Origin of the sequence: Xanthocytophaga agilis (assembly GCF_030068605.1) — a bacterium.
Taxonomy (GTDB): domain Bacteria; phylum Bacteroidota; class Bacteroidia; order Cytophagales; family 172606-1; genus Xanthocytophaga; species Xanthocytophaga agilis.
In genome coordinates this window covers 244,753-268,909 of record NZ_JASJOU010000004.1, presented here as the reverse complement: position 1 = coordinate 268,909, position 24,157 = coordinate 244,753, and the positions used below count along the sequence as shown (strand labels likewise).

Sequence of the window (24,157 nt, the reverse complement as noted above, 5' to 3'; positions counted from 1 at the left end):
ATACATATTTCCATGATTGCAGTTATTCAAAGAGTTACAAGTGCATCAGTTACTATTGACAATCATATAAAAGGACAAATAGAAAAAGGCTTACTTATTCTATTGGGAATTACTCATACAGATACAGAAGAAGATATAGAATGGTTAAGCAAAAAAATAGTAAACATGCGCATTTTTGGAGATGAGGAAGGAAAAATGAATCTCTCCGTTTTGGATGTAGATGGAAATATATTGCTTATCAGCCAGTTTACTTTATATGCAAGCACTAAAAAAGGAAACAGACCTTCTTTTATTGATGCAGCTAGACCTGAACAAGCTATACCATTGTATGAGAAGATGATCTCATCCCTTAACACTGAAATCAAAAAAACAATCGAAACAGGCACCTTTGGAGCAGACATGAAAGTAAGTTTGCTTAACGATGGTCCGGTTACGATTGTTATAGATTCAAAAAGTAGAACTTGATACTATAAATAAAATCCATTATAACCTATTTTCGCTGATCTTGCATCATGCATAGACGGCTACCTTGGATTTAGTCTTAACTTCTTGTTCAGCAAAGAAATAAAAAAACAGAAGGTAGCTCATAAAACCAAAAAACACAATTCCCTTTTGTCTCTGTAATAGTGCTTCTGTCAAACAATTCAAAAAGACATATAGAATAAAAGTCATATAAAAATAATTTTTCTGTCTCCAAGCCAGAAAAAAGCTTACCATAAAGATTCCTAATAGGACCAAAACTCCTACTAACCCACTTGCCATCATTGTTTGTAAAAACTGATTGTGGGCATTATATCCCTGATATCCATTTTCAAATACATAATTATTTTTGTAAAACATCTTTACCAGTTCTTCCTGAGTATCTCCCACTCCAACACCTGTAAAGAAATTGTTTTCGATCACACCTAATGATGATTCCCAAATGGCAAATCGTACAGCAGAACTACTGGACCATGGTAGGTTCATTTTTTGGCGAGAGTGTACATTTTCAGTTACAGCATTTGTATTCAGGTTTTTAATATCTGAAAAACGCTGCATAAGAAATGACGACTGAGAAATTAAAATAACTACTAGTAAAGGAGCAATCATCAGAGAACCAAGGGTCTTCATATTTTTACCTTCTGTCTTTATCAGATATAGCAAGCAATTTATTGCTCCTAATACAAGAGTAGTTATCAACGTAGTACGAGATGTAAGCAAAAGCATTACACCCAGAAAGTAGATAATCAATAGAAACAAACCTGTTCTCTTCAAAAGAGAAAGTTCACGGATATTATCAAAAAGATAAGCACCTAAACAAAGAGTACAAAAGCCTAGGAAGAAAGAAAAATATATAGAATTTAAATCAATAGGCCTTGTAAAAATATCATAAAACCAATGATCATTTGTTTGTAAATTACCCCATAATGATATATTTACTGCAGTTAGCACACAAATAAGAGTTGCAACAAAACAGGAGGCAATAAACAGAGAGACAATAGTATAAATGTCTTCTTTCTTCAAAGAAGGCATAGAACCTAAGACTAAAGGAAATAATAGCAATGGTATGTAGTCTAACAATGTCTGAAGACCTCTCATAATATTGTGACTATATAATAATCCTATAACATGTAACAGGAAAAATGAAACAGCAAGTAGTATAATAGGACTTTGCATTAATCGAAGTTTTTTTTCTCTCCAATTGCCCTCCACAATCCAAATAACACCTAATACTATAATGCTAATATTATTAATAGCAATGATTTTAGGATAACATAAAGTTACAGCAATAATAGAAAGTATATAAAAATACAATTTATCATATTTTATTGCACTCAAAGCTAGTACCATACAAACTATTTTAGGTTGAAAAATAAGTTTTAAACATACCAAAAGCAGCTAAAAAAAATTAAAGATATAACTTTTACTTTCTTATTTTGCCAAAATTTGCACTAAAAAAGTATGCCTAGATTTTAATTACAGCACATAAACAAATTATAAATTTGTAATTTTCTTAGTTCACCTTCCTATGACCCGTTTTTCAGGAAAAAGGTTGCAAACATTTGTAAATATTTTTTTATGACTTTAAAAGACGCACAAAAAACAGTAGATCTCTGGATAAAAAATACTGGTGTTCGGTATTTTAATGAACTTACCAATATGGCTATACTGACTGAAGAAGTTGGAGAAGTAGCCCGGATTATTGCCCGACAATATGGAGAACAATCCTTCAAAACATCAGACAAAGACAAAAATCTAGGAGATGAACTGGCGGATGTCTTATTTGTAGTGATTTGCCTTGCTAATCAAACAGGGGTTGATTTGACAGAGGCATTAATCAAAAACATGGAGAAGAAGTCAATTCGGGATGCAGAACGACATAAAAATAATGAGAAGCTAAAATAGTCCTTACCAAGAACACAAAGCAGGCGACGGAATTCAAATACCTCTGATATATCTTTGTAGTAAGTATAATCAGAGGTATTTGTTATATTTCTTCAATTACAGATTCTCCTGAACTATAATCACCACTTGTCCATTGCCATTTTTCGTGCAAACGAATTTTTCCATTTTCCATTACTTCAGGGATAGACTGGCAAATTCCTGTCATTAGTACTCCTACATTATTTACATGGTGGTAACGCATATTTAAATGTCCTACTTCATCTACAAGAGCAATCAGGTGTCCAGTCACAATACTTCCTCCTGAATAGGAAGCAGTTACTATAGTATCATATTGCTGATAGTGAAAAGTGGTTTCTGCACTTACCTCACCATTATCTGTATTGTTTACAGAACGAAAAACTTTGTTATGATAATTAATCATAGGGATTAAAAAGATATTTTAACTTTCAACCAGAAAGATATTCATTCTATACTAGAATCTATACATAAACTAGCTCTCTGTAAAATAAAAAAGCCTGACTCCTTTGGAAATCAGGTTTTTCATTCTAACCACTTTCTACCAACGTTGTTCTGGTATCGTAAATTCTATGTCTTTTTGCTGTACTAACATAGTATAGCCCCCCCCTTCTTCAAGCCTATTATGTTTCAATTGCCGTTTATTCAACATTAACTGACAAAAAATCATACAAGGATGTCAGGACAAAAAAAGACTCTCCCTTCAGGAGAGTCTTCATATTTTCTATTAAAATATATTAAATTAGGTTGGAGCAAAGCTTAATCATCGAAAAGTGAAGATAAAATAGCACCAACAATAGACACAACAAAACTAAAAATCAAAGCCCATAAAAATCCATCTACTCGAAATCCTGTAATCAAGGCATCTGTGATATATACAATGATTACGTTAATCACCAATAAGAACAAACCAAGAGTAATGATGGTAATAGGGATAGTTAAGAAAGTAAGTACAGGTTTTAAAAAAGCGTTCAAAAATCCTAATACAATAGCAACAATGATAGCAGTTGCAATTCCATTTACATGGACACCTGGTAGTAACCATGAGCTAATTATAACAGCAAGGGTTGCTACAATTAATCGAATGAGTAAGTTCATAAGTCAAGTAGTTTATAAAATAAAAGTTGCGCTAGTATATAAAATTAACGTGCCATATCTGCAATCAGTATACTGTCTTTTATCAAATAATTCTTCTATATCCATTATAAGTACTGAATAATCGACCCTTTCATTGGTTATTAGGAAAAGACTAGATTCATAAATTTAAGATCACAATAAGTAGTGAAGTAGTAAATATATAAAACCATTTATGAAGAGGTATATTTTCTCATGTAAACATTCAATTTGTACCTTTGTCTTCAGTGAGACACTTTTCCCCAAAGCTTACTATATTAGTGTACCATAAACAGATAAATGTATTCAATTCGGGAACTTTTCGCCACGCTTTTGTATTTTTTCTAGAAAACAGACACAACTATGGACTATAAAGATTATTATAAAACTCTTGGTGTTGAAAAAAATGCAACAGCCGACGAAATAAAAAAAGCCTACAGAAAACTGGCTGTAAAATACCATCCGGATAAAAACAAAGATGATAAGCAGGCAGAGGATAAGTTTAAGGAGGTAACAGAAGCCTATGAGGTACTGAGTGATGTAGAGAAACGTAAAAAGTATGATGCCTTTGGTGAAAACTGGAAGCATGCACAAGCTAATGGCAATGGAGGTGGTCAACCTTCAGGAGGAGGTTTTGGAGGTTTTGACTTTGGAAACTTTAGTGGCAATACAGGTAGCACTTTTCATGAATATAGCACAGACGAACCTACCTTCTCAGAGTTTTTTGAGATGTTATTTGGCAGACGTCCCGGAGAAGCCAAAGGCCGCACGAGTAGTAAACGCAAAGGGCATGATTATCGGGCTGATTTAACATTAACCTTGCAGGAAGCATACCAAGGCACTGAACGTCTGGTAGATGTAAATAATCAGAAACTGCGCATCAGGCTCAAACCAGGTATTGAACACGAGCAGGTTATAAAATTGAAGGACAAAGGTGCTCCTGGTACCAATGGAGCACCGAATGGCGATCTATATATTACTATACACATTGCGGATGACTCTTATTTTGACAGAAAAGGGAATGATCTATATACAGACATTGCAGTTGACTTATATACTGCCATATTAGGAGGTAAAGCAACTGTAGGAACACTAAAAGGCAATATAAAGATTGACATTCCGGAAGGAACAGAACATGGAAAAGTGTTGCGGTTAAAAGGATTGGGAATGCCTGTATATAATACACCTGGTACATTTGGCGACTTGTATGTAACCATTCAGGTTCGTATTCCCAAAAATCTGTCCGAACAGGAAAAAGCATTATTCCGACAATTGGCAGCATTAGGCAATCCGGCATTTGCAACCACATAGATCCTCTATTGTGTCTACCATCTTCTTGAAAGTAATCATACCCAAACGTCCAGCATAGATGATATGCTGGACGTTTTTTGTATTTCATAAGCTTTATCTCACTGAAAACTCTTTTTACATAAGAAAATTTTACTACCCTCCTTCTTTATCTGAAGGCACGAAATTCGTTATCTTCATCAACAGAATCTATGACAGTAATCATGTAACACCTTCATCAGATGCATTAGCTTGCATCTGCAATCAAACCATCCACACTATGGCTACAACCTTTCAAGACTTTTTACAGTCATATCAGGCAGATCCGGCATATCAGAATCGTACGGCATATTTTTGTATGGAGTATGCCATTCATCAATCACTAAAGATCTACTCAGGAGGTTTGGGCTTTCTCGCAGGATCACATATGCGTAGTGCTTATGAGTTTAAGCAAAACGTGATCGGAATAGGCATTTTATGGAAGTATGGTTACTATGATCAGACTCGTAAAGGAGATCAGACAATGGATGTGCTATTTCAGGAAAAGGTTTATGGCTTTCTGGAAAAAACGGATATCAAATTTTCAATACAAATCAATCATGCACCTGTATGGGTAACAGCCTATTATCTACCTCCTGAAGTATTTGGGACAGTACCTGTATTTCTACTTTCCACTGACCTTCCTGAAAACGATTATCTCGCCCAGACTACCACACACAGATTATATGACCAAAATCTGGAAGCAAGGATAGCTGCCAGTATTCTGCTAGGCATCGGAGGAGCACGTTTACTCGAAGAACTCCACTATCAGCCAGACTCTTATCACCTCAATGAATCTCATGGTTTGCCACTGGCGTTTTATTTATATACCAAATATAACAAAGATATTAAAGAGGTTAAAAAACGTCTGGTGTTTACCAACCATACTCCGGAAGAAGCAGGCAATCAGAAAACAGATATTTACCTTTTGGAACGCATGGGTTTCTTTTCAGACCTTCCTCTGTCAGAAGTACGGACTTTATCTGATACTCATACCAACATTTTAGATCATACCCTTGCCGCCTTTCGACTAGCAGGGTTATCCAATGGCGTATCTAAAATGCATACACAGGTATTACAAAAAATGTGGGGACGTGCCAGTGATATAAGTCCAATCTTATCCATTACCAATGCACAGAATTTTACCTACTGGGCAGATAAGGAGCTTTATAGTACTTTTCAAAATAAGGACACAGATAAATTTACAGACCGAAAGAAGTTTTTTAAGAGACAGCTATTTGAAGAAGTAGCTGACCAGACAGGTGAAATTTATAATGAGAATGTACTAACTATCGTATGGTCGCGAAGATTTGCTGCCTACAAGCGGGCAGATCTGTTATTATATGATACGGATCGCTTTATTCAATTGCTAACGAATAAAAAGTATCCTGTTCAAATTATCTGGGCAGGGAAACCCTATCCTACTGATTATACAGGCATATCCGTTTTTAATCGGCTGGTACATTTTACCAAAAAATATTTTAACTGCTCTGTTCTGGTGGGATATGAACTTAAGCTTTCGGCTATGTTAAAGCGTGGAGCGGATGTATGGCTCAATACACCGCGTATCACCCATGAAGCCTCTGGTACCAGCGGCATGACAGCCGCAATGAATGGTGCTCTCAACTGCTCTACTCCAGATGGATGGATACCTGAATTTGCGCGAAATAACGAAAACTGCTTTGTGCTTCCACCCAACGATCCTACCCTTCCTGAACATGAAATTGATGAGATTGATGCATTGAACTTGTATAAATTACTGGAAGAGGTAGTGATTCCAATGTATTATGAAGATCCTAAACAATGGCAACACATGGTCAATACTAGCATGACAGACATTTTGCCTTATTTTGATTCAGGTCGAATGGCAAAGGAATACTATGAATTATTATATACACACCATGTATCTCCAGAAGTGACTAATCTATCAAATGATGGACTTGTGAATCTGAAAGTTTAAAGTATTTTTGCTACTCTAATGGTTGGAATGTTAGCTCAGTTGGTTCAGAGCACCGCCTTGACAGGGCGGGGGTCAGGGGTTCGAGTCCCTTACATTCCACTAACACACATCACAAATACCTGTATATCAAGACATTAACACATAACAGGTGACAGATTAGGTGACAAAACCCTGCAAAAACTTTTCATTTCCCCACTAAGTCAAAGAACGTCTTTCCTCAACTTTGAGGAATGAGGATGACTCACTTTTGAGTCATCTATTATTTGTATCACTTATTTGTATCACTTTATTTACATCGCCTTAGTTATCTGGTTCTATTTGCCTTTCGCTTCTTAATCCGTTTATACTTTTCTAAAGAAGGTTCATTGCGTATGGCAGCATAAATCTCCTTTCGAAAAAAGAATAACCGATTGCTTATGTAGTGACCAGGGATCTTGCCTTGTTTAAGCCAGACACTAATAGTAGCTTTAGATACTTGTAATTCTTTAGCCACATCATCCATTTTCATCAGGGCTTCCCTCTCCTGATCTTCAATAGACTCAACCATTTTATAAACCTCTGATCGTACTATATTGATCTGTTGCTTTGTAAGACCAATCAGAAATTCTTGGAAGGCAACAGTAAGCGTTTTAATTTCATCTTCCAGTTCCATAAATCACTTTGTTTAGATTGAACATACTTATGACTTCTATCAAACGAGATGAGTTTCTTCAATCCTTCCGACGTGTTACCATGCCTCAGGATCCCAACTTGAAGGTCTGACCATCTTTTCTTTAGGCAATCGATAGTCCCATTCTTTTGAAAAGATCTGTTTTCTATTATCATAAAAAAGCTGCTCGTATTGTTTGGGTATAGGTTTGCTATCTATATGAGTGACCAGATTACCTCTTCTCACAGAGTAATATGCACTACCCATATAGCCATATTCTTTTGAGAAAAGAGTAGCCCCTTCTTGATCTACAGGAACATTACCTCTTTCATATTTATATAGCTTAATAGATGGGTCTTTTTTATCTTCAAATACATGAACGAGTTGATAGGGTTGAAAAGCATCGATCATTTTGAAAGTATCGTTTCGTAAATCAAATGTAAAGTATCGTATAGAGCTTGAACCCAATTTAAACTTATACTCACCATCTGTATAAATTGTCAGCTTTAGTTTAGAATCATTTTTTTGCCTGATAAACGGAAGGGTAAATGGACCAGCCAGCGGCGCAATATCTGCATGTGCCTCTGTTAGTAAAAGAGTAATTGTATCAGTATTAGTATAGGTTTCAGAACTCTTATCCGAAGTAAACTGACAGCATGTAAACAATAACAGACTAGTAACTACCAGACATGTTTTATAGAGTGAGTGCATACGATTAGATAGAAAATGGATTTATAGCATCCCATATAAGAGATATAGGATGCAGAAAGCAGAATAACATAAGTCTGACACATTGATTATTTACTTTTCTTATAGTTTCTCAGATTATCTTTCATGATTTCGATTGCAGATGGTACATGTTGCATTTCAATCCAGGCTTCAATTGCCTTGCGGGAAAAGCGACCGCGTATATGTGTCTTTGGGAGTTTCCCGTCTGATGCCCAATTCTGTAGTGTCTTCTTGGTTACTTTCAGAATTGGCACTAAGTCGTCATAGGTGAGTAGTTCATCCATGAGATAAGATAGTTAAAGTGAATGATTAGACCAGCTCAATCAGGAGCTGGTCTAAGTTATCAAACTATCTTATACAGATTATTACGCCGCACTTTTTTCAGGTCCGGGAAGGTGGCTATCGGGTTCTACCAGGGATTTGTAAACAGAGAGAGTTTCCAGTATATCATTGAGAGGACGGCTCATTGACTGAATCTCTCGTACATCTCTGAGCTTATCCCCTCGTATGATCGTTTGTAGGATAACCATAAAATCTGTATTCAGACTTAGTCGTAAGCTGTCTATTTTGCTATAGTCAGGCTCTGCAAAATTTAGTATATCATTTAACAGAAAGCATCCTACCTGTTTAGCTGAGTAGAGAATATATTTGCCTGTATCTTCATCAAAATCAATCGGACTTGTAGAAGAAACAAGGTTTTTAAATCGTAATACCAGCGTTTGATAATCCACATTGGCAAGCCTTACTTTTTCAAAGGCTATCACTTTTAATAAAGTATTATAGGTGAACTCCAGACTATAATTAAACTCTCGTAATGCCTCCTGTTCCGTTTCTCCATAGGAAAGAATCATCTTCTGTATTCTCTGCCATAGAAAATTATAGAGTATGGAATTGTTTTCCTCCTCCATATCCGGAGCAGGAGAAGGAAAAGAAGCGGTTCCTTCTGCCTCTACATCAGGAGCAGAAGAAGGAATCACAGGCATTGTAGCTTTAGACTCAGTCTGTGATGCAGCAGCTTGAGCAGCACTGGCATTTAGTGTAGTGTCAGTAATTAAAGAATTTGATTTGGCAGATTTCATGGAGGTTTTCATATAATGAAATAGTTAAGATGAACAGTTAATAAATGAATGGACAGGTTAAAAGGCTGTAAGGGTCTGTTTTGAGGGACTTATCTATATCAAGTGGCTTATCTGGCAGATTCTGCAATATGCTCCAGTTGAGAAAAGAACCTGTAGAGCGTATCCATCTGCATGTAGCGTAAATCAATCTCCTGTGCATTGGGTATAATCTCCTTGCCTTCTAGGTAAAGCATAGACTGCAGAGAGAATAACAGATCCTTATACTGTCTGATCTGTGAAGAAGCCTCTGTAGGGTTATCACTTACCAGAGAAGACAAAGCAGAGAGTCTTTCCTTATTGAAGAAAGGATCACTTAATAGTAAAGCCTTCTTTTCCCGGCTACTGGCAGATGAGGTAGTAGTTGATTCGGAAGCAGGTCTTGGAGTTTCCATAATGAGACTGAATGATTGAGTAAAGAATGATTGGTGAATAAATGACTAGCGATTAATGACTTGATTATAGTACTGAGAATGAGATAAGGCTTTCTGCTTTTAAGCTTCTCCAGGCTTGGTTATCCAAATCAAAGAAGGGTAACACCCAGATGTACTGGTTCTCTCTGGCAGGGTGTTTAGGATGCTTCTCTGTGGGCACTAGATCCATGTTTCTGGTAGCCTTGCGAGTAGTAACTGCTCCGTCAACCTTACGGAATGTAACGAGAACTGCTCCTAACTTCATGAGTGCTTTCAATGCCTGTAACTTCACTAGTGCCCATGCATCTTTCAGAGCCTGAGCCATCGAAATACCTGTTTCTTTTACCAGATTCCAGGCTTCTTGCATTACAAGTAAACGGAAGTTAGAGAGGGCTTTCATAATGCATTAAGAATATTTTTGTGTTATACTGGTACAAAAATTTTGTCCCTGAAGGACATTGCAAATGTAACACAAAAATATTCTTAACACAAAATTATTGATAAGATATTTTTTATGTTAAGAATGAAATATTGTTAACATCGAGAATTTCGATATATTTGCATAAACATTTACACCTATGAGTGATATACAAACACAAAATCGATTGACTGCTTTAAAGCAAAAGATGGACGAATTTGGAGTATCTTACCAAAGACTATCAGAATACTCTGAAAGAAGTCTTACTACAATTTCAAAGATGTTTGGAAGTAACGATACTAGGTACAAAACTGATGGAAACATCAGTGCGGCAGAACAAGGTCTTGAAAAGATTCTGGATGAATACCGTGCTAAATTGTGTGGAGAGAAAAAAGTCTGAAATATGTTCCTCAGACAAAATATAAGAAATAGTATTTTGTATCTGGTAATTAGTGTGTTTTGGTTTGTTACATTTCCCTTTAACAAGTTAAGAGTTTTTTTTCTTGTGGGCCCTTACCAGCTATTTACCCGGCTAAATACTAATTATCATGAATTTTTCTGTCAAGAGCGTATGTATTTCAATACTTGGGCGACTCTTTTTTATTTAATTGTTCTGCTAATCCCTTTCATTGCATTACTACTTTCTTTCCTAATTTCAGATCTAAATATCAAAGCCTATTTTTTAACCCTGACATTCCTAATCACAGGTTGTATTGTTGGGATAATACTACGTCTTTTGATTCTTTGGATTAAATTACTGTTTTACAATTACAACCATATCGTTTTAGATACAGAAGACTGCTTTACAAATCGAACAATGATGGTTGAACACTGGGCTATGGGCGGAATGATAACTGTATTTGTAGTGAGATGGGGTTATCATTTTTGGAAGAAAAGGAATCCACTAATACAATCACCAAGACAATTCTGATGGGTGATACTCTGATTGCTTTTTATCAATACCGTCTTTAAGAACCTGTAAACAATTTTAATGTACTACCATAAAATGGAGGAATTAAAAAAGATTGTATCAGATACGGAATCGCTGATATTCTTTTTCGTCATTGTTGGGATGACAATTCTATTTGCCCTTTTACTTGGCAACTTTCTTCAAAGACAAATTGAAGAAAAGACCAAAGAGCATCAGGTAGATATTACCAGTTTTATTTTTTTAAAGCACATGATTGTCGCAATAGTATATTTTCTGGGTTTCGGTTGGGCACTATTAACATTACCAATAACCCGGACATTTGCCCATTCTTTGATTGCTGGTGCAGGAGCTACCACCCTAATTTTAGGATTTGCCTCACAACAAATTTTCAGCAATTTATTCAGTGGAATTTTTCTTGTCCTTAATAGACCTTTCAAGATAGATGACACAATAGAATTTCAGGGTAGTAAAGGAAAGGTGATTGAAATAAGCCTAAACTCTACAATAATTCAAGACGAAAATGAAGACAAGATTATAATTCCAAGCTCTAAAATTTTAGGCGACAAAATAAAGATATACAAACGGCAAAAGTTGTAATGACTCAATAGATACGCTCCATTTTGGGAGAAGGGGAAAGTTATACTGAATGAGGTTTAATAGGTCTTAGATTATTTGATGAATTAAGCCAGGTAAACAAAGGTTATTTAAGAGATCAATCCTGCACTGAATTGATAGGGAGCCTACAGGTTTAATCTTCTGGACAAATAGAAATCCCCGTCGTAGTGATGGGGATTTTTGCTATGTATGCATTCTTGAAAAGTATTTTTAGTCTACATACCTGAGACTTTTCTATATAAGAATATATATTTATGAATATAAGATTAACAGCTTCGTAGTTTATGAAGCAAAATAAAGTTAGTACAATCAACCCTTTTTTTGGTAGTGTGCAATCAGTTCTCTGGTTAACTGTTGGTGTCTTTCTTGAAGTAGTTTAAGATTCCATTCATTGAGTTGCATAATTTGCAAAGAATTAGGTAATGCATCAACACTCTTGGTAAAGTATTTGTGTTTCTTATCCTGAAATTCTCTATTTCCTAGAGAAGAGTTTTTAGAACGACTTAGTAAAATCAGATTTCCCATTTTGTGCACCCAGTGTTCTATCTGTTCCTGCGTAAAATCAGTTCTCCATTGGCTTCCAGAATCTGGATTTTGAGGTAAAATATGCTCTATTGTGAGATATTTAAAGTCTTGAAATTGGGATGAATGATCTTTTTTCAGAAACTCTAATTTAAATAAAAGATATCTGGCATATGATTTATCATATAGATTATTCTCCAAAATAGGCGTTAATCTATTAATGTCTATTTGAAAAATATTTTTATTCTCAATTACGGATGTTGGACTAGTTGCTTTTTCAATTTCTTTCAGAATTGCATTCATATTATTTATTCTTTGAGTAAGAGAAGGCTGAAGTAACCAATCAGCTGAAAACTTATTATCTAGTTTTAGCAAAAATGTATCTAGCAAGGAATTTTCTTCTACTCCAAACTTTTTGTAAAAATATAGTAAAGGTGGTACCCATTCTACAGACGGAATTCCCCAACCCATAACAGTAATAAGATTTTTAAACCAGTTCGTTAAATGATCATGTTCATCATTTAGCCAATATAGTAAATCATATATCTGTGCATATTCTTTTATAACATTGAATGTGTCTCTTCCTTTTTGAAGAAATCCCTTTTTATAAATATTATCCTCAAATTCAGTTAATAAATTTTCACGGGCTTTATCTTTTACATAAATTGAACGCACATGCGACAATAAGCGATCGAACTCATCATTACCATATTCTCCCTCTATACTTTCCCAGATCTTCGCATATGTGGCCCTATCGTTCGAATTAGGTATAGCGCCCAAATTCCAAGCTTTCAATATATCTGCATTAGTTAGAGGTACCCCTCTGTTATTGAGGATTGTGAATAAACGAAATGCATCCTGTAAATTGTCAGAGGAGACATAAATTAACAGAACTTTGGTAAACAAAAAGACTGCAAAGTCCTCTATTTGATTTGTAGTAAGCTTGCCAAAATAATTATGGATAGCTAATAATGCTTTTGCCATATTAGCTTCTGTAAGATCTGTTGACTCTGACTTAACTTCCAAATCTGCCCTATTAAGTGTTCCTTGGTCTTTAATGACAATATCTTGAATAAAATGATTTGGCAAATATCTAATTAGATATTGAAGTCTAACCTTTTGAGGGGTTCCTGTAAATTTATCCCCTTCTTGACATATAAATGAGTTACAATTTTGCCGTAATTGTTGATTTGTACTTATATCTCTAAGCACAGCAAAGATTAATAGTAGTGTAGTAATACGTTGTTGGCCATCTAATAAATCAGCTTCTATATAATTTTGAGCTGCACTAAAATTTGTTTGTTGAATCACCATAGATCCTAGAAAATATTCTTTTGTAGGCTGATTGCATGTAGCAAACCAGACATCTTCTAATAAGTCAATAACTTGCTCCTTACCCCACAAATAAGGTCGCTGATAGTCAGGAATAGAAAACCAAAACCTAGAGAAAACATCAATAATAAGAGCTTTTCCACTTGCTATCATTCCTGGTGCAGATGGTGTCAATGGATTATTGGATAGTGTAGACATATATAATTAATATTTCTGTTTGAGTTAAGCCAAATGTAGATTTGTCGCATGCTCGTATCAATACCCCAAACGCGGTATATTTCATTTTTAATAAGCTTATTAAAAAATACCCCAAACGTGGTATTGCCTACTTCCTTCTGTTCACAGATATTGCACTTCTCTAAGTTATAACTGTAGTTTATCTCTATCGTTATTTATTAGACTAACTTTTTATTATCCCACAACCTTACAAAAACCTAAATTTCTTTTGATAAATCCACCCATGAGATTCACATAAATCTTATGGACAGAGCCTTATTGTATTTTCTTGACAAATCCAATGCAAGCACTTTCTACAAATCCGATATTAAACAATCCTTATCAGGAACCTAAGAAACACTACTTTACTAATTTGGATGGAAGCCTAAGTTATGAGAAAGCACCAGAAGTATATCGCAGACCATTTATTCCCTCTGCGCCACCAAGTCCAGTAAAAAAGTCTAAAGTACAGTTAGACTTCTTTTCAACGGCTGATTTTCAGTCGAAAGAAGAACATTTAGTTACAATTTTGAGAAGAGAGATAGGTTTATGGAGAGAAAGTGAATATAATGGGTTTACAGATGTCACAAGAGTTACTAAGGACTTACTCACCTATTGGTTTTTAAATCCAAACAGAATAATTACCAAACAGCTATTCTTTGCCCAACGAGAAGTTATTGAAACTACTATTTGGTTAAACGAGGTTGCAGAGAAATCAAATATAGGTTCTTTTATTCTTTCAAAACTTCAGTCAGAACGCAAAAATGTAGGTGAGCTTTTACCTCGTACTGCTTTTAAAATGGCTACAGGTACAGGTAAAACTGTAGTAATGGCATTACAAATCCTTTATCATTTCTTTAATCGACAAGAATATAGAAATGATATTCGCTTTGATGATAATTTCCTCATTATTGCCCCAGGTGTCACTGTTCGGGATAGACTGCAGGTTTTATTTGTTGACAATTGGAATAAAGATAAACGTTATATCAAAGATATTTACTATGATAGAGATTTAGTGCCGCCTAATCTCCAACAGGATTTACCACTATTAAATACCAAATTAGTAATAACGAATTATCATACATTTGAACCACGTACACTAAAAGGCAAGTTTGTTGGTGCATTAGATGGTAAAAAGGGGAATAACTTTCAGAAACCTGAGGAGAGCTTTAATTCAATAATTAAGAGAGTATTAAGGTTTAAGCTAGATTCCCGCTTACTAATATTAAATGATGAAGCCCACCATTGTTATTTACCAAATGGGAAAGGTAAAGACTCAGAGGATGGAGAAATGACAGCTAAAGAAAATGCGGTTGCTTCCATTTGGTATAATGCAATCAGGCAATTGGTAGAAAAATTTAAAGTACGAAATGTATTTGATCTATCAGCTACACCTTATTATATGCAAGGATCTGGTAGGCCATCAGGTTTGCTTTTCCCCTGGATTGCTACTGATTATGGCTTGGTGGATGCCATAGAAGCAGGATTAGTTAAGATACCTTTTCTACCTGAGCGAGATAATACGTATGCAGGTTTAACTGATTCAATCCTCAAAAATATATATTCGGTAGTAAAGTCCGAATTACCAAAGAAGAGCAGTCCTTTTCTGCCCGAACCATTCTTTCCAGATCACGTCACGAATTCACTTGAGATGTTTTACAAACATTATGAAAGTGAATATGAAGCGTTTCAAGGGTTATTTGGTACTAACCCGGTGATGATCATCGTATGTAGTAATACACGGGTGTCCTATGAAATGTATCGCCTAATTGCTGGATATGAAAAAACGCATGTTGATGGTACTAAGCTACTCAAAGAAGGAGCATTTGAAAAGTTCAGTAATGTCAAGGATGGTAAATTTAAAGAAAAGCCTCCTACACTTTTAATAGATAGTTATGCATTAGATAACGCAGAAGCTACCATTGATGAAAGCTTTAAATCCATCTTTGCTCATGAAATTGAAAATTTTCGCCGTGAATATGCTATAGTACATGGACAAGGGGCCGCATCTCAGATTTCTGAATCTGAGATATTACGGGAAGTTTTGAATACAGTTGGCAAAAGAGGTAAGTTAGGATCTCACGTACATTGTATTATTTCAGTCTCTATGCTTACAGAAGGTTGGGATGCCAATACAGTGACACATATTTATGGGTTACGTGCTTTTGGCTCACAGTTATTATGTGAACAAGTTGTTGGGCGGGCGCTACGTCGGAAAGAATACCACTTGGAAAACTATGACAAAGAGGGTAATCCAACCAAAGACAAACGTAGAATCAAAGAACAAAAGTTTCCTCCTGAATTTGCACATATTGTTAGTGTTCCGTTTGACTTTGTAGGTCGTACAGGTAAGACAACAAAAAAGTATGAGATACAATCTGCAAAGCAAATACATGCTATTAGTGAACGGACAGAGAAATATGAAATTCGTTTCCCTCAGGTTACAGGTTACCGAATTAATAGCTTTGATGAAGATATCATGGCTGACTTTGAAAAGGTAGCTAACTTCCAATTAGATGGGAGTATTAAATTAATAGAGGCTATTGTAGGTAATGCGTTTCAGGAAAGCAGAGTTGAATACACTCTTAATCACATAAAAGAAAAGCGTCATCAGGAAATCATTTACCGTTTGACTCAACGGATGCTTTCTACTTACTATGCTGATGAAAAAGGGTATCCGAAGTTTCACAAGTTTAATCAGATTAAGAACATTATTACCTATTGGTATGCACATAAGGTGGATACCTTAAAAGATGCCTTTCCCCAACTAGTGCTTAGAGACATGGATTCCGCTTGTAGGCATATTCAAAAAGCTATATTTCTAGGACAACGAGCTGAGGATAAAGTAGATCTCAGACTCAATATTAACAATCCCATAGGCTCAACAACGAAAGTACAAGGTATCACCACCCGTGAAGTTTTTGAAACAACTAAGAGTCATGTAAATGCTATCGTCTGTGATTCGGATTGGGAACGGGTAGCTGCACAGATCTTAGAAGACATGCCTGAGGTATTATCGTATGTCAAAAATGCATTCTTGTATTTTGCCATTCCTTACACAGCCAAAGATGGTAAAGACAGATTTTACTATCCTGACTTTATAGCAGTATGTCAAACGCCCAAAAAGCATAATGTCAATTTAATCATTGAAACTTCTGGACCTGTTTTTACTAAAGACAAAGAGGAGAAAGTAAGCTATATAGAGCACTATTTCCTGCCTGCGATAAATCGTATTGCACCAGACCACAACTTTTATCCTTGGCATTTTATTGAAATCAAGCAAGATACCTTTCCTAATCTAAAAAACGAGCTTCGTCGTAAGCTTAACAGTATATGAAAAAAGATCAACTCACCTCTACCAAACACCTGAGAGATAAAAAGGCTGTTATTCCAACCTTAGAAAATGAGGGTATGGAAGAAGAGATTGTATTTGAGAAAAAGAAGATATATGATCTTGACCCAATCATTAACCGAGACCAAGACCCGCATTTAGTTTGGCTAGACAAATACAAAAATGATAATTATGAACTGGAAGTAGATGTGCGTTCACTGTATAGATCTGAACATATTGCTCCAGAAATCATTATTAAAAATCTCTATCGTTTACGTGAACACAGCAAAGATCCTGATCAACTTTCTCTTACAGAGATGTTTGGTAATTCTTTTGAACTTGATGAATTTGAAAAGATTAGTCATTACTATAAACATACAGAGAATTGGACTAATCGGATGATTTTGGGAGATAGCTTATTGGTAATGAATTCTTTAGTCGCTAAGGAAAGTATGCAAGGAAAAGTGCAGATGATATATCTTGATCCTCCATATGGGATTAAATATGGATCAAATTGGCAAATTAGAATGAATGATAGAAATGTAAAAGATAATGATGATGCATATATAACTCATGAACCTGAACAAATAAAAGCATTCCGCGATACTTGGGAACTAGGTATTCATTCATATTTAAGTTATTTACGTGATCGCCTATTAGTAGCAAAGGAATTATTAACAGAAAGTGGTAGTTGCTTTGTGCAAATTAGTGATGAAAACTTACATTTAGTTAGATGTTTACTAGATGAAATCTTTGGCAGCGAAAACTTTTGCAATATTATAACTGTACGTAAAACTGGTTCTGTAAGTAGTCCTAATGCTAAACTTAGTACTCTTGGCACTTTAGGGGATTTTATAATATGGTATTCTAAAAACAAGGACAATGTAAAATATCGTCAAGTTTTTAGCGAGAAGCTTGATGATGAAAAAATATTTGATCAATATAACTTATTTGAGATGGAAGGGGACATAAGACGTTTGAAAAGCAATGAGATAAGGACTTTATCTCTTGAGCAACGTCTAAATATTTTTCAATCAGTAAGCCTAGAATCAAATGGATATTCTGAAAGTTTTCACTTCCCAGTATCTGTAAATAACAGATTATATCGTCCAGCGCCCGCGAGACATTGGAGTACAACAGAAAAGGGAATAAGTAAACTATTAAAATTGGATCGAATATTAGTTGGTGATAATAAATTAAGATTTAAAAAATATTTAGGAGATTTCCCTGCAACTCCAATAGGCAATATCTGGACTGACTTAATGGGTACAAATGATCTACAATATGTAGTTCAAACTAATGGTAAAATTATTGAGCGTTGTCTTTTAATGACTACAGATCCAGGTGATTTAGTAATAGATCCAACTTGTGGAAGTGGTACTACAGCCTATGTAGCTGAGCATTGGGGAAGGCGTTGGATTACCATTGATACTTCCCGAATTGCCCTAAATATTGCTAAACAACGATTAATGACAGCCGTCTATCCTTACTATAAATTGTACGATGATGTAGGAAAAGATATACGTCAAGGGTTTATATACAAGAAGGTACCTCATATTACTCTTAAATCTCTTGCTAATGATGAGCCTCCAGAAGAAGAAACATTATATGATCAGCCAGAATTAGACAAAAATATTCTTAGAGTTGCAGGATCATTTACTGTAGAAACCCTTCAAAGCCTTAATCCTATCTCTCCTGAAGAATTAGAAGAAAGACAAAAAGAAGCTCCCTCAGATCAAGAGTTTGAAGAACGCATTTTTAGCCATCTGCGTACTGCTGGAATTCGTAACGGAATCAAGAATGAACATGCAAGGTTTGTACGTATAGATAAATTAACTAATCAATATCTTCATGCGGAAGGATATTATTCAAATGGAGATGGCGAGAAAAAAGCCTATATTCATATTGGGCCTAAATTTGGTTCGGTTAGTAAAAAACAGGTTAGCGAAGCTTTTAAAGAAGCTCGTTTACGAAAAGATGCTAATTGGTTGGTAATCCTTGGTTTCTCATTTGAAGCAGATGTAGAGAACATTACAGATAAACAATATGCAGGTCTGCAAGTAACCAAGGTTCGTATGCATGATGATCTACTTCAAGAAGACCTTTCAAAAAAAGACCGCAAAGGCGCCAGTTTTGTTACAATTGGTGAGCCAGATATTAGTGTAAATGCTCTTGAAGATGGACGCGTCCAAGTAGAAGTTTGCGGCTTAGATTTATACGATCCTATCAAAGATGAAGTAAAATCTCGTAGTCTGGCAGATATTAACTACTGGTATCTAGATGACGATTATAATGGAAGTGAGTTTGTAACCAAGCAAATTTTCTTCTGTGGAGGTGACAAGAATGCCTTCGATAAAGTAAAACGGAGCCTAACCGAAATATCTAAACGGCAGATTAAGAAGAAAGCAGAACAAACCCTTCGCTTAGAAATAGATGAAGAGGTATTTGATAACCTTTATGGCTTTCAGTCTTTCCCAATTGAGGTAAAAGATCGTGGACATCGAGTAGCTGTCAAAGTTGTATCCCAGTTTGGTGAGGAAAGTATGAAAGTAATTGAGGTAACAAAATAAAAACACCTTTTAAAAAAGATATTCAAAAAATAATTATTTTCTCGCCAAATAGTAAAGATCATAAAGAAATAACTGCTGGAAATGAGCGATATCAAAGAAGTAACAGAAGCATTACTCCGCTTTAGAGATGAGCGAGATTGGGAACAGTTCCATAATCCCAAAGATCTGGCTTTGGCTATCAGCATTGAAGCCGGAGAATTACTTGAACTGTTTCTTTGGAAAAAGCCGGAAGAGGCAAAACCTGAAAAAGTAAAGGAAGAATTAGCAGATGTACTCTTGTATGGATTACTATTAGCTGATAAATATGGACTTGATGTAAAGCAGATCCTTTTAGACAAGATTCAAACTAACGCACAAAAATATCCTGCAGATAAGGCCAAAGGTAGTTCAAAGAAATACAACGAATTGTAATATGATTGCCTATACAAATACATCCAAAGGGTTTATTGAAGATGTTGAGACTAATCAGATTTCGACAAAGATTAGAACAGCCGTTTTACAGGCTTTTGGTTGGGCCAAAGTTAATAGCAAAGAAGAGGAAGCCTGGATTAATTCCATGCAGTTCATGGGTAATGTAATAAGAAGATCATCGATTGCTGATGACTGTGGCGTTTTGATAGAGTACAATTTACCTTCTACTTCCTTACGGGTTGACTTTATACTAACGGGTACAGATGAGGCAGAAAAGCAAAATTTTATTATCATAGAATTAAAGCAGTGGAAAGAAGCCAGTGCCACAACAAAGGATGGTGTTGTTTTTACCTCCTATCACGGTAATGAAGCTCATCCTTCTTACCAGGCTTATTCCTACAAGTTGTTTTTAAAAGATTTTAACGAGAATATTTACAATAGTTCCTTACGTGCTTTTTCGTGCGCCTATCTGCATAATTATGTTGAAAAAGATCCTGAACCACTAAAAGCAAAGATTTATGAGTCAATCGTTAAGGAGTCTCCTTTATATTTAAAGAATGACCAGAAAAAACTAGAAGAATTCATACGCACCTATGTTGGCAAAGGAAAAGGAAGTGATATTATTTATCACATTGAAAAAGGGAATATTCGACCCAGTAAAAAATTAATTGACCACGTTGCAGAGCTATTTAAGCATAACATGCTATTCCATCTACTGGACAATCAGAAAGTAGCATTTGAAATAGCTAAGGATTTTGCTCTTAATGCTAAGAGTAAAACAATAGTAATCATTACTGGTGGACCAGGAACAGGTAAGTCGGTGATATCAATGAATCTTTTAGCCGCATTACTTAAGAAAAAAAATGCCGTCTTTGTTGCGCCTACTGCTTCATTCAGAGATGTAATGGTTTCTGCTTTGACTAGTTCTTTTGGAGTAAATCGTATCAAACACCTATTCAAAGGATCTAGTAGCTTTTTTGGTGCTAAGAAAAATACTTTTGATATTCTAATTGTAGACGAAGCTCATCGGCTGAAGAACGAAAAGGCTTTTATGTATAAGGGTAAGAATCAGGTTGAAGATATTGTCAATGCAGCTCAGGTGAGTATCTTTTTTATTGATGAGAAGCAAATGATAAGACCTGATGATATTGGTACCGTACAGGAAATAACAAGAGTCGCGCAACTCCATAAAGCTCAAGTTCACACACTTAATCTGACAGCTCAGTTCAGATGTTCAGGTGCAGATGGGTATATAAACTGGATTGATGATGTGTTGCAACTGCAAGCCACAGGCAATTTTAATGGCTGGGATAAGCAGGACTTTGAGTTTAAAATTTGTGATGACCCAAATGAGTTACGAGAATTAATAAAAAGTAAAAACGACGAGGGGCTAAAAGCAAGAATACTGGCAGGATACGCTTGGAAATGGACTGCAGCTGATGCAGGAAATTTATACGGAGAGATTGAAGATGTATCAATTCCTGAATTTGATTTTAGTATGCCATGGAATTCAAGAAGTTCCGGATCGACTTGGGCTATTGATGAAGAAGGTGTAGACCAGATAGGCTGTGTCCATACTTCACAAGGATTAGAGTTTGACTATGTAGGTGTAATCATTGGTAATGATTTACGATTCAATCCTACCACAAGTCAATATTTTACCCAGTGGAAAGAGTATCTGGATACCAAAGGGAAAAGCGGACTGAATAAAAAGCCTGCTGACTTGAATAAGCTTGTGCGAAATATATATCGTATTCTGCTGACAAGAGGCATGAAAGGGTGTTATGTTTACTTTATGGATAAAGAGGTGGAAAAGTATTTTCGTATGCGTAGTTAATCTATACTTAGATCTGCAAATAGCTATTAATTGTTTTCGACCATTTTACTTTAATGCATTCCACAGATACACCCTACATACGCCTGCATCCAGACGACATCAAGCTAATAGCTGAGGAAGTAGTCAAGCTGCTCACAGAGAAACAAGTCAGTGCACCTGCTCAATCCGATCTGATAGGCTATGATGAACTAGCTGTAATGCTGAAGGTCAAGAAACAGACACTTCGAAACTGGGCATATGAAGGCAAGCTTCCAAAGACATACACCAGAGGCAAGTTCTCCAGGAAAGCAATCGAAGACTGGATACAGATGCAGCATATTCCCTCTGCTATTGAATTAATGCAGGATCTGATGAAACCAAAGGGTAAAAGGAAGTATTAATACAAGCAAGTACAGTATACGTGTGTTTCCTTTTGAGAGCAACTAGCATTAATGGTGATTGTTCTATACCTCATCCATGAAAAAACTGCTCACCCTCTGTCTACTTATAAATTGGTTTATGCTCATTGGCTGTAACTCCAAACAGCAGGAAAAACAAAAAACACAAGCAATAAATGCTCAAGCAATAAGTGAAGCCAGAGTCCACAAAGGGATTGATTACCTATTAACTCATCCCAGTCCCGTTGATACGGTAAGAGAATTTCAGATTTACAATTATCAATCTATCCACACTCACCTGGATTCTTCAATAACATGCTTATTGAAAGCTGAAAGGGGTTATAATGAAATTGATCAGTATCTGCAAAAGGTTAAGCATCGGGATTCCCTAGAGGGTAGAAACCAAAAAGAAATGTATGACTTGTATCAAATTTTCGCTGATTCAGCTATGTCTAATAAAAAGTGGCTCATCAAACATAATAAAATAGATTCTATCTGTACAAAGTACTTTTCTCATCAGTGCAGAATCAATAATCGAGACTCTACTTTAGTGATTATTACTAATGCCAATGATAGCATACTCAGTTTTGATGCTCCACAAAAACAAAAGTAAATAGTATAGTCTATACCTTTCCAAATTGCACTCAGACCACCGTCACTGTCACAACCTCTTATATATAGGTAAATTCAGTGATTTATTACCTAACCGCTGGAAAAGGGTATCTGTATGACCATGTAGCCTAGCTTAAGAAGTTCCTTATCTTTATATACAAAAAAGGCGGGTTGCCCGTACGGATACAAAAATGCTAATACGCTATACAGCAATAGAGAAGTTTGGTCCTCATAATAGGGAAAGTTGGATAAACTATGTATCATGGTCTAAGCTATGCCATTTACAAGAGGTAATCTCGTTAGATCCCATGCTTTGCCCTTCTATCGTAGAGGCCGATTTTGAAAAGGATAATGAGTATTTGATTTGGGAAAACTTTACTTCAGACCAATATTCAGATTTGAATTACCTAAAAGTCAAGTTGAAGGATACAGACAATTCTCTTTATCATATTCTAGCAGTAGTCAAAGAACCTGAACAAGGCTGTGAAAGGATAGCTTTAGCTAACGCTGAATTTGTAGGTTATGATTTAGTAGATACAGAAGGAAGCGCTAGTGCTTTAACCAATTGCGGTGGATTTGAGGAAACATTTTCTCCTAAGGACCTTAATGTTTATGGTTTGATTCCCTTTTATGAGAAAGCTTACTCAATACGAGAGGCATTAATAAAGAATAATCCACACGAGCACCATGCCGACTGTTACGTATGGGCAATATGGCGAATCAAATGATAGAGATCCACCTGGCACCCAAAAGCAAGCATATTCTTAAACTTACTACTCTGGACTAATCAGACATTCACCTGTCCCAAAAGTGTCCCGTCCCGAAAATGGGACAGTGGACAAATGGGACACCTTGGACAAGCTTCTTAAAATTCAATATAGAATAAGATCGCATCAATCTCTTTATCTGTCAAGTCTGGAAAAGATTGCATTACAATATTATTATTGTCAGTAAAAACTTTTACTCCATATTCATCGCCTGATGCAATCACTTCGGAGGAATTACGAATCCACCGTCCAATCCATTCTCTGGACTGCCTTTTGGTAACATCCTTTAAGCCAGGACCTACAATAATTTCATGCGTTTTAGAGTGACACGCTTCACAATTCTTTATAAAAAGCTTTTTGCCTTGTTTATACATCACAGCTTCAGGAGAGATTGCCTTCTGTTTAGCGGGTTGAGGACTTGTTTGTTTTATCGGCTTTTCGTCTTGCGTAGAATGACAAGCAAACAAGATACAGGAGCTTAAAAGTAGGATTAATAGTCTTTTCATTGGTAGA

General features: G+C 35.7%; 24 protein-coding genes and 1 tRNA gene. 14 read left to right on the top strand and 11 right to left on the bottom strand.

Annotated features, from left to right (window positions below):
• Positions 1–12 precede the first annotated feature (12 nt).
• On the top strand, positions 13–465 hold the full coding sequence (gene dtd / locus QNI22_RS14375) for a D-aminoacyl-tRNA deacylase (RefSeq protein ID WP_314511546.1): 453 nt from the start codon (positions 13–15) through the stop codon (positions 463–465).
• 45 nt (positions 466–510) lie between these two features.
• Here the strand turns inward: dtd and QNI22_RS14370 are convergent, their stop codons facing one another.
• A complete protein-coding gene (locus QNI22_RS14370) occupies positions 511–1,656 on the bottom strand; it encodes an O-antigen ligase family protein (protein ID WP_314511544.1) in 1,146 nt (381 codons plus the stop codon).
• Between the two features lie 402 nt (positions 1,657–2,058).
• Here QNI22_RS14370 and QNI22_RS14365 point away from each other — a divergent pair, with 402 nt between their 5' ends.
• Positions 2,059–2,385, top strand: coding sequence for a nucleotide pyrophosphohydrolase (locus QNI22_RS14365; RefSeq protein WP_314511543.1), 327 nt, complete (start codon positions 2,059–2,061; stop codon positions 2,383–2,385).
• An 82-nt stretch (positions 2,386–2,467) separates the two neighbouring features.
• Here QNI22_RS14365 and QNI22_RS14360 read toward each other — a convergent pair whose 3' ends face one another.
• Positions 2,468–2,806, bottom strand: a complete 339-nt coding sequence (locus QNI22_RS14360; protein ID WP_314511541.1) for an avidin-fold protein — start codon at positions 2,804–2,806, stop codon at positions 2,468–2,470.
• A 353-nt stretch (positions 2,807–3,159) separates the two neighbouring features.
• Positions 3,160–3,498 carry a phage holin family protein gene (locus QNI22_RS14355; RefSeq protein ID WP_314511539.1) on the bottom strand — a complete coding sequence of 113 codons (339 nt, stop codon included), beginning with the start codon at positions 3,496–3,498 and terminating at the stop codon, positions 3,160–3,162.
• Between the two features lie 378 nt (positions 3,499–3,876).
• On the opposite strand from QNI22_RS14355, the gene QNI22_RS14350 reads away from it, so the two are divergent.
• From QNI22_RS14350 to QNI22_RS14340, 3 genes are all read left to right on the top strand, one after another.
• Positions 3,877–4,824 (top strand): J domain-containing protein, encoded by a 948-nt coding sequence (locus QNI22_RS14350; RefSeq protein WP_314511537.1) that lies wholly within the window; start codon positions 3,877–3,879, stop codon positions 4,822–4,824.
• 256 nt (positions 4,825–5,080) lie between these two features.
• Positions 5,081–6,799, top strand: coding sequence for an alpha-glucan family phosphorylase (glgP, locus tag QNI22_RS14345; protein WP_314511535.1), 1,719 nt, complete (start codon positions 5,081–5,083; stop codon positions 6,797–6,799).
• A 24-nt stretch (positions 6,800–6,823) separates the two neighbouring features.
• A tRNA-Val gene (locus QNI22_RS14340) sits at positions 6,824–6,898 on the top strand.
• A 205-nt stretch (positions 6,899–7,103) separates the two neighbouring features.
• Here QNI22_RS14340 and QNI22_RS14335 read toward each other — a convergent pair.
• The 6 genes from QNI22_RS14335 to QNI22_RS14310 all read right to left on the bottom strand — a co-directional run bounded on the left by QNI22_RS14335 (position 7,104) and on the right by QNI22_RS14310 (position 10,105).
• Complete coding sequence (locus QNI22_RS14335) at positions 7,104–7,451, bottom strand: helix-turn-helix domain-containing protein (protein ID WP_314511534.1); 348 nt, start codon at positions 7,449–7,451, stop codon at positions 7,104–7,106.
• A 75-nt stretch (positions 7,452–7,526) separates the two neighbouring features.
• The gene (locus tag QNI22_RS14330; RefSeq protein ID WP_314511531.1) at positions 7,527–8,159 is read right to left on the bottom strand and encodes a hypothetical protein; all 633 of its coding nucleotides are present in this window, start codon (positions 8,157–8,159) and stop codon (positions 7,527–7,529) included.
• A gap of 86 nt (positions 8,160–8,245) precedes the next feature.
• Entirely contained in the window at positions 8,246–8,461 is a 216-nt protein-coding gene (locus QNI22_RS14325) for a helix-turn-helix domain-containing protein (protein WP_314511530.1), read from the bottom strand.
• 81 nt (positions 8,462–8,542) lie between these two features.
• Complete coding sequence (locus QNI22_RS14320; RefSeq protein WP_314511528.1) at positions 8,543–9,268, bottom strand: hypothetical protein; 726 nt, start codon at positions 9,266–9,268, stop codon at positions 8,543–8,545.
• 95 nt (positions 9,269–9,363) lie between these two features.
• Positions 9,364–9,687: a hypothetical protein gene (locus QNI22_RS14315; protein ID WP_314511526.1), complete on the bottom strand. Its 324-nt coding sequence runs from the start codon at positions 9,685–9,687 to the stop codon at positions 9,364–9,366.
• A gap of 64 nt (positions 9,688–9,751) precedes the next feature.
• Entirely contained in the window at positions 9,752–10,105 is a 354-nt protein-coding gene (locus tag QNI22_RS14310; RefSeq protein ID WP_314511524.1) for an SH3 beta-barrel fold-containing protein, read from the bottom strand.
• A gap of 178 nt (positions 10,106–10,283) precedes the next feature.
• Between QNI22_RS14310 and QNI22_RS14305 the strand changes: the two genes are divergently transcribed.
• Entirely contained in the window at positions 10,284–10,523 is a 240-nt protein-coding gene (locus QNI22_RS14305) for a hypothetical protein (RefSeq protein ID WP_314511522.1), read from the top strand.
• 606 nt (positions 10,524–11,129) lie between these two features.
• Entirely contained in the window at positions 11,130–11,651 is a 522-nt protein-coding gene (locus QNI22_RS14300) for a mechanosensitive ion channel family protein (protein ID WP_314511520.1), read from the top strand.
• A 327-nt stretch (positions 11,652–11,978) separates the two neighbouring features.
• Here QNI22_RS14300 and QNI22_RS14295 read toward each other — a convergent pair whose 3' ends face one another.
• The gene (locus tag QNI22_RS14295; RefSeq protein ID WP_314511519.1) at positions 11,979–13,721 is read right to left on the bottom strand and encodes a DUF262 domain-containing protein; all 1,743 of its coding nucleotides are present in this window, start codon (positions 13,719–13,721) and stop codon (positions 11,979–11,981) included.
• 319 nt (positions 13,722–14,040) lie between these two features.
• Between QNI22_RS14295 and QNI22_RS14290 the strand changes: the two genes are divergently transcribed.
• The 7 genes from QNI22_RS14290 to QNI22_RS14260 all read left to right on the top strand — a co-directional run bounded on the left by QNI22_RS14290 (position 14,041) and on the right by QNI22_RS14260 (position 23,605).
• Positions 14,041–17,076 carry a BPTD_3080 family restriction endonuclease gene (locus tag QNI22_RS14290; RefSeq protein WP_314511518.1) on the top strand — a complete coding sequence of 1,012 codons (3,036 nt, stop codon included), beginning with the start codon at positions 14,041–14,043 and terminating at the stop codon, positions 17,074–17,076.
• Positions 17,073–19,640 (top strand): site-specific DNA-methyltransferase, encoded by a 2,568-nt coding sequence (locus tag QNI22_RS14285; RefSeq protein WP_314511517.1) that lies wholly within the window; start codon positions 17,073–17,075, stop codon positions 19,638–19,640. Before QNI22_RS14290 ends, QNI22_RS14285 begins: the two co-directional genes overlap by 4 nt.
• Before the next feature lie 81 nt (positions 19,641–19,721).
• Positions 19,722–20,051: a nucleotide pyrophosphohydrolase gene (locus QNI22_RS14280; RefSeq protein WP_314511515.1), complete on the top strand. Its 330-nt coding sequence runs from the start codon at positions 19,722–19,724 to the stop codon at positions 20,049–20,051.
• A 1-nt stretch (position 20,052) separates the two neighbouring features.
• Entirely contained in the window at positions 20,053–21,888 is a 1,836-nt protein-coding gene (locus QNI22_RS14275; protein WP_314511513.1) for a DUF2075 domain-containing protein, read from the top strand.
• A gap of 53 nt (positions 21,889–21,941) precedes the next feature.
• Positions 21,942–22,268: a helix-turn-helix domain-containing protein gene (locus QNI22_RS14270; protein ID WP_314511511.1), complete on the top strand. Its 327-nt coding sequence runs from the start codon at positions 21,942–21,944 to the stop codon at positions 22,266–22,268.
• Positions 22,269–22,344: 76 nt separating this feature from the next.
• Entirely contained in the window at positions 22,345–22,878 is a 534-nt protein-coding gene (locus QNI22_RS14265; RefSeq protein WP_314511510.1) for a hypothetical protein, read from the top strand.
• A gap of 190 nt (positions 22,879–23,068) precedes the next feature.
• Positions 23,069–23,605: a hypothetical protein gene (locus QNI22_RS14260; RefSeq protein WP_314511506.1), complete on the top strand. Its 537-nt coding sequence runs from the start codon at positions 23,069–23,071 to the stop codon at positions 23,603–23,605.
• Between the two features lie 137 nt (positions 23,606–23,742).
• Here QNI22_RS14260 and QNI22_RS14255 read toward each other — a convergent pair whose 3' ends face one another.
• Positions 23,743–24,150 (bottom strand): c-type cytochrome, encoded by a 408-nt coding sequence (locus QNI22_RS14255; RefSeq protein ID WP_314511505.1) that lies wholly within the window; start codon positions 24,148–24,150, stop codon positions 23,743–23,745.
• Positions 24,151–24,157 lie beyond the last annotated feature (7 nt).

Bases quoted from the DNA above. Each gene is read 5' to 3' on its own strand.
- QNI22_RS14305 (WP_314511522.1), top strand. From the start codon at position 10,284: ATGAGTGATATACAAACACAAAATCGATTGACTGCTTTAAAGCAAAAG.
- QNI22_RS14280 (WP_314511515.1), top strand. From the start codon at position 19,722: ATGAGCGATATCAAAGAAGTAACAGAAGCATTACTCCGCTTTAGAGAT.
- QNI22_RS14295 (WP_314511519.1), bottom strand. From the start codon at position 13,721: ATGTCTACACTATCCAATAATCCATTGACACCATCTGCACCAGGAATG.
- QNI22_RS14260 (WP_314511506.1), top strand. From the start codon at position 23,069: ATGCTAATACGCTATACAGCAATAGAGAAGTTTGGTCCTCATAATAGG.
- QNI22_RS14285 (WP_314511517.1), top strand. From the start codon at position 17,073: ATGAAAAAAGATCAACTCACCTCTACCAAACACCTGAGAGATAAAAAG.
- QNI22_RS14330 (WP_314511531.1), bottom strand. From the start codon at position 8,159: ATGCACTCACTCTATAAAACATGTCTGGTAGTTACTAGTCTGTTATTG.
- QNI22_RS14355 (WP_314511539.1), bottom strand. From the start codon at position 3,498: ATGAACTTACTCATTCGATTAATTGTAGCAACCCTTGCTGTTATAATT.
- QNI22_RS14325 (WP_314511530.1), bottom strand. From the start codon at position 8,461: ATGGATGAACTACTCACCTATGACGACTTAGTGCCAATTCTGAAAGTA.
- QNI22_RS14315 (WP_314511526.1), bottom strand. From the start codon at position 9,687: ATGGAAACTCCAAGACCTGCTTCCGAATCAACTACTACCTCATCTGCC.
- QNI22_RS14370 (WP_314511544.1), bottom strand. From the start codon at position 1,656: ATGCAAAGTCCTATTATACTACTTGCTGTTTCATTTTTCCTGTTACAT.
- QNI22_RS14335 (WP_314511534.1), bottom strand. From the start codon at position 7,451: ATGGAACTGGAAGATGAAATTAAAACGCTTACTGTTGCCTTCCAAGAA.
- QNI22_RS14365 (WP_314511543.1), top strand. From the start codon at position 2,059: ATGACTTTAAAAGACGCACAAAAAACAGTAGATCTCTGGATAAAAAAT.
- QNI22_RS14350 (WP_314511537.1), top strand. From the start codon at position 3,877: ATGGACTATAAAGATTATTATAAAACTCTTGGTGTTGAAAAAAATGCA.
- QNI22_RS14255 (WP_314511505.1), bottom strand. From the start codon at position 24,150: ATGAAAAGACTATTAATCCTACTTTTAAGCTCCTGTATCTTGTTTGCT.
- QNI22_RS14310 (WP_314511524.1), bottom strand. From the start codon at position 10,105: ATGAAAGCCCTCTCTAACTTCCGTTTACTTGTAATGCAAGAAGCCTGG.
- QNI22_RS14320 (WP_314511528.1), bottom strand. From the start codon at position 9,268: ATGAAAACCTCCATGAAATCTGCCAAATCAAATTCTTTAATTACTGAC.
- glgP (WP_314511535.1), top strand. From the start codon at position 5,081: ATGGCTACAACCTTTCAAGACTTTTTACAGTCATATCAGGCAGATCCG.
- QNI22_RS14265 (WP_314511510.1), top strand. From the start codon at position 22,345: ATGAAAAAACTGCTCACCCTCTGTCTACTTATAAATTGGTTTATGCTC.
- dtd (WP_314511546.1), top strand. From the start codon at position 13: ATGATTGCAGTTATTCAAAGAGTTACAAGTGCATCAGTTACTATTGAC.
- QNI22_RS14270 (WP_314511511.1), top strand. From the start codon at position 21,942: ATGCATTCCACAGATACACCCTACATACGCCTGCATCCAGACGACATC.
- QNI22_RS14360 (WP_314511541.1), bottom strand. From the start codon at position 2,806: ATGATTAATTATCATAACAAAGTTTTTCGTTCTGTAAACAATACAGAT.
- QNI22_RS14300 (WP_314511520.1), top strand. From the start codon at position 11,130: ATGGAGGAATTAAAAAAGATTGTATCAGATACGGAATCGCTGATATTC.
- QNI22_RS14275 (WP_314511513.1), top strand. From the start codon at position 20,053: ATGATTGCCTATACAAATACATCCAAAGGGTTTATTGAAGATGTTGAG.
- QNI22_RS14290 (WP_314511518.1), top strand. From the start codon at position 14,041: ATGCAAGCACTTTCTACAAATCCGATATTAAACAATCCTTATCAGGAA.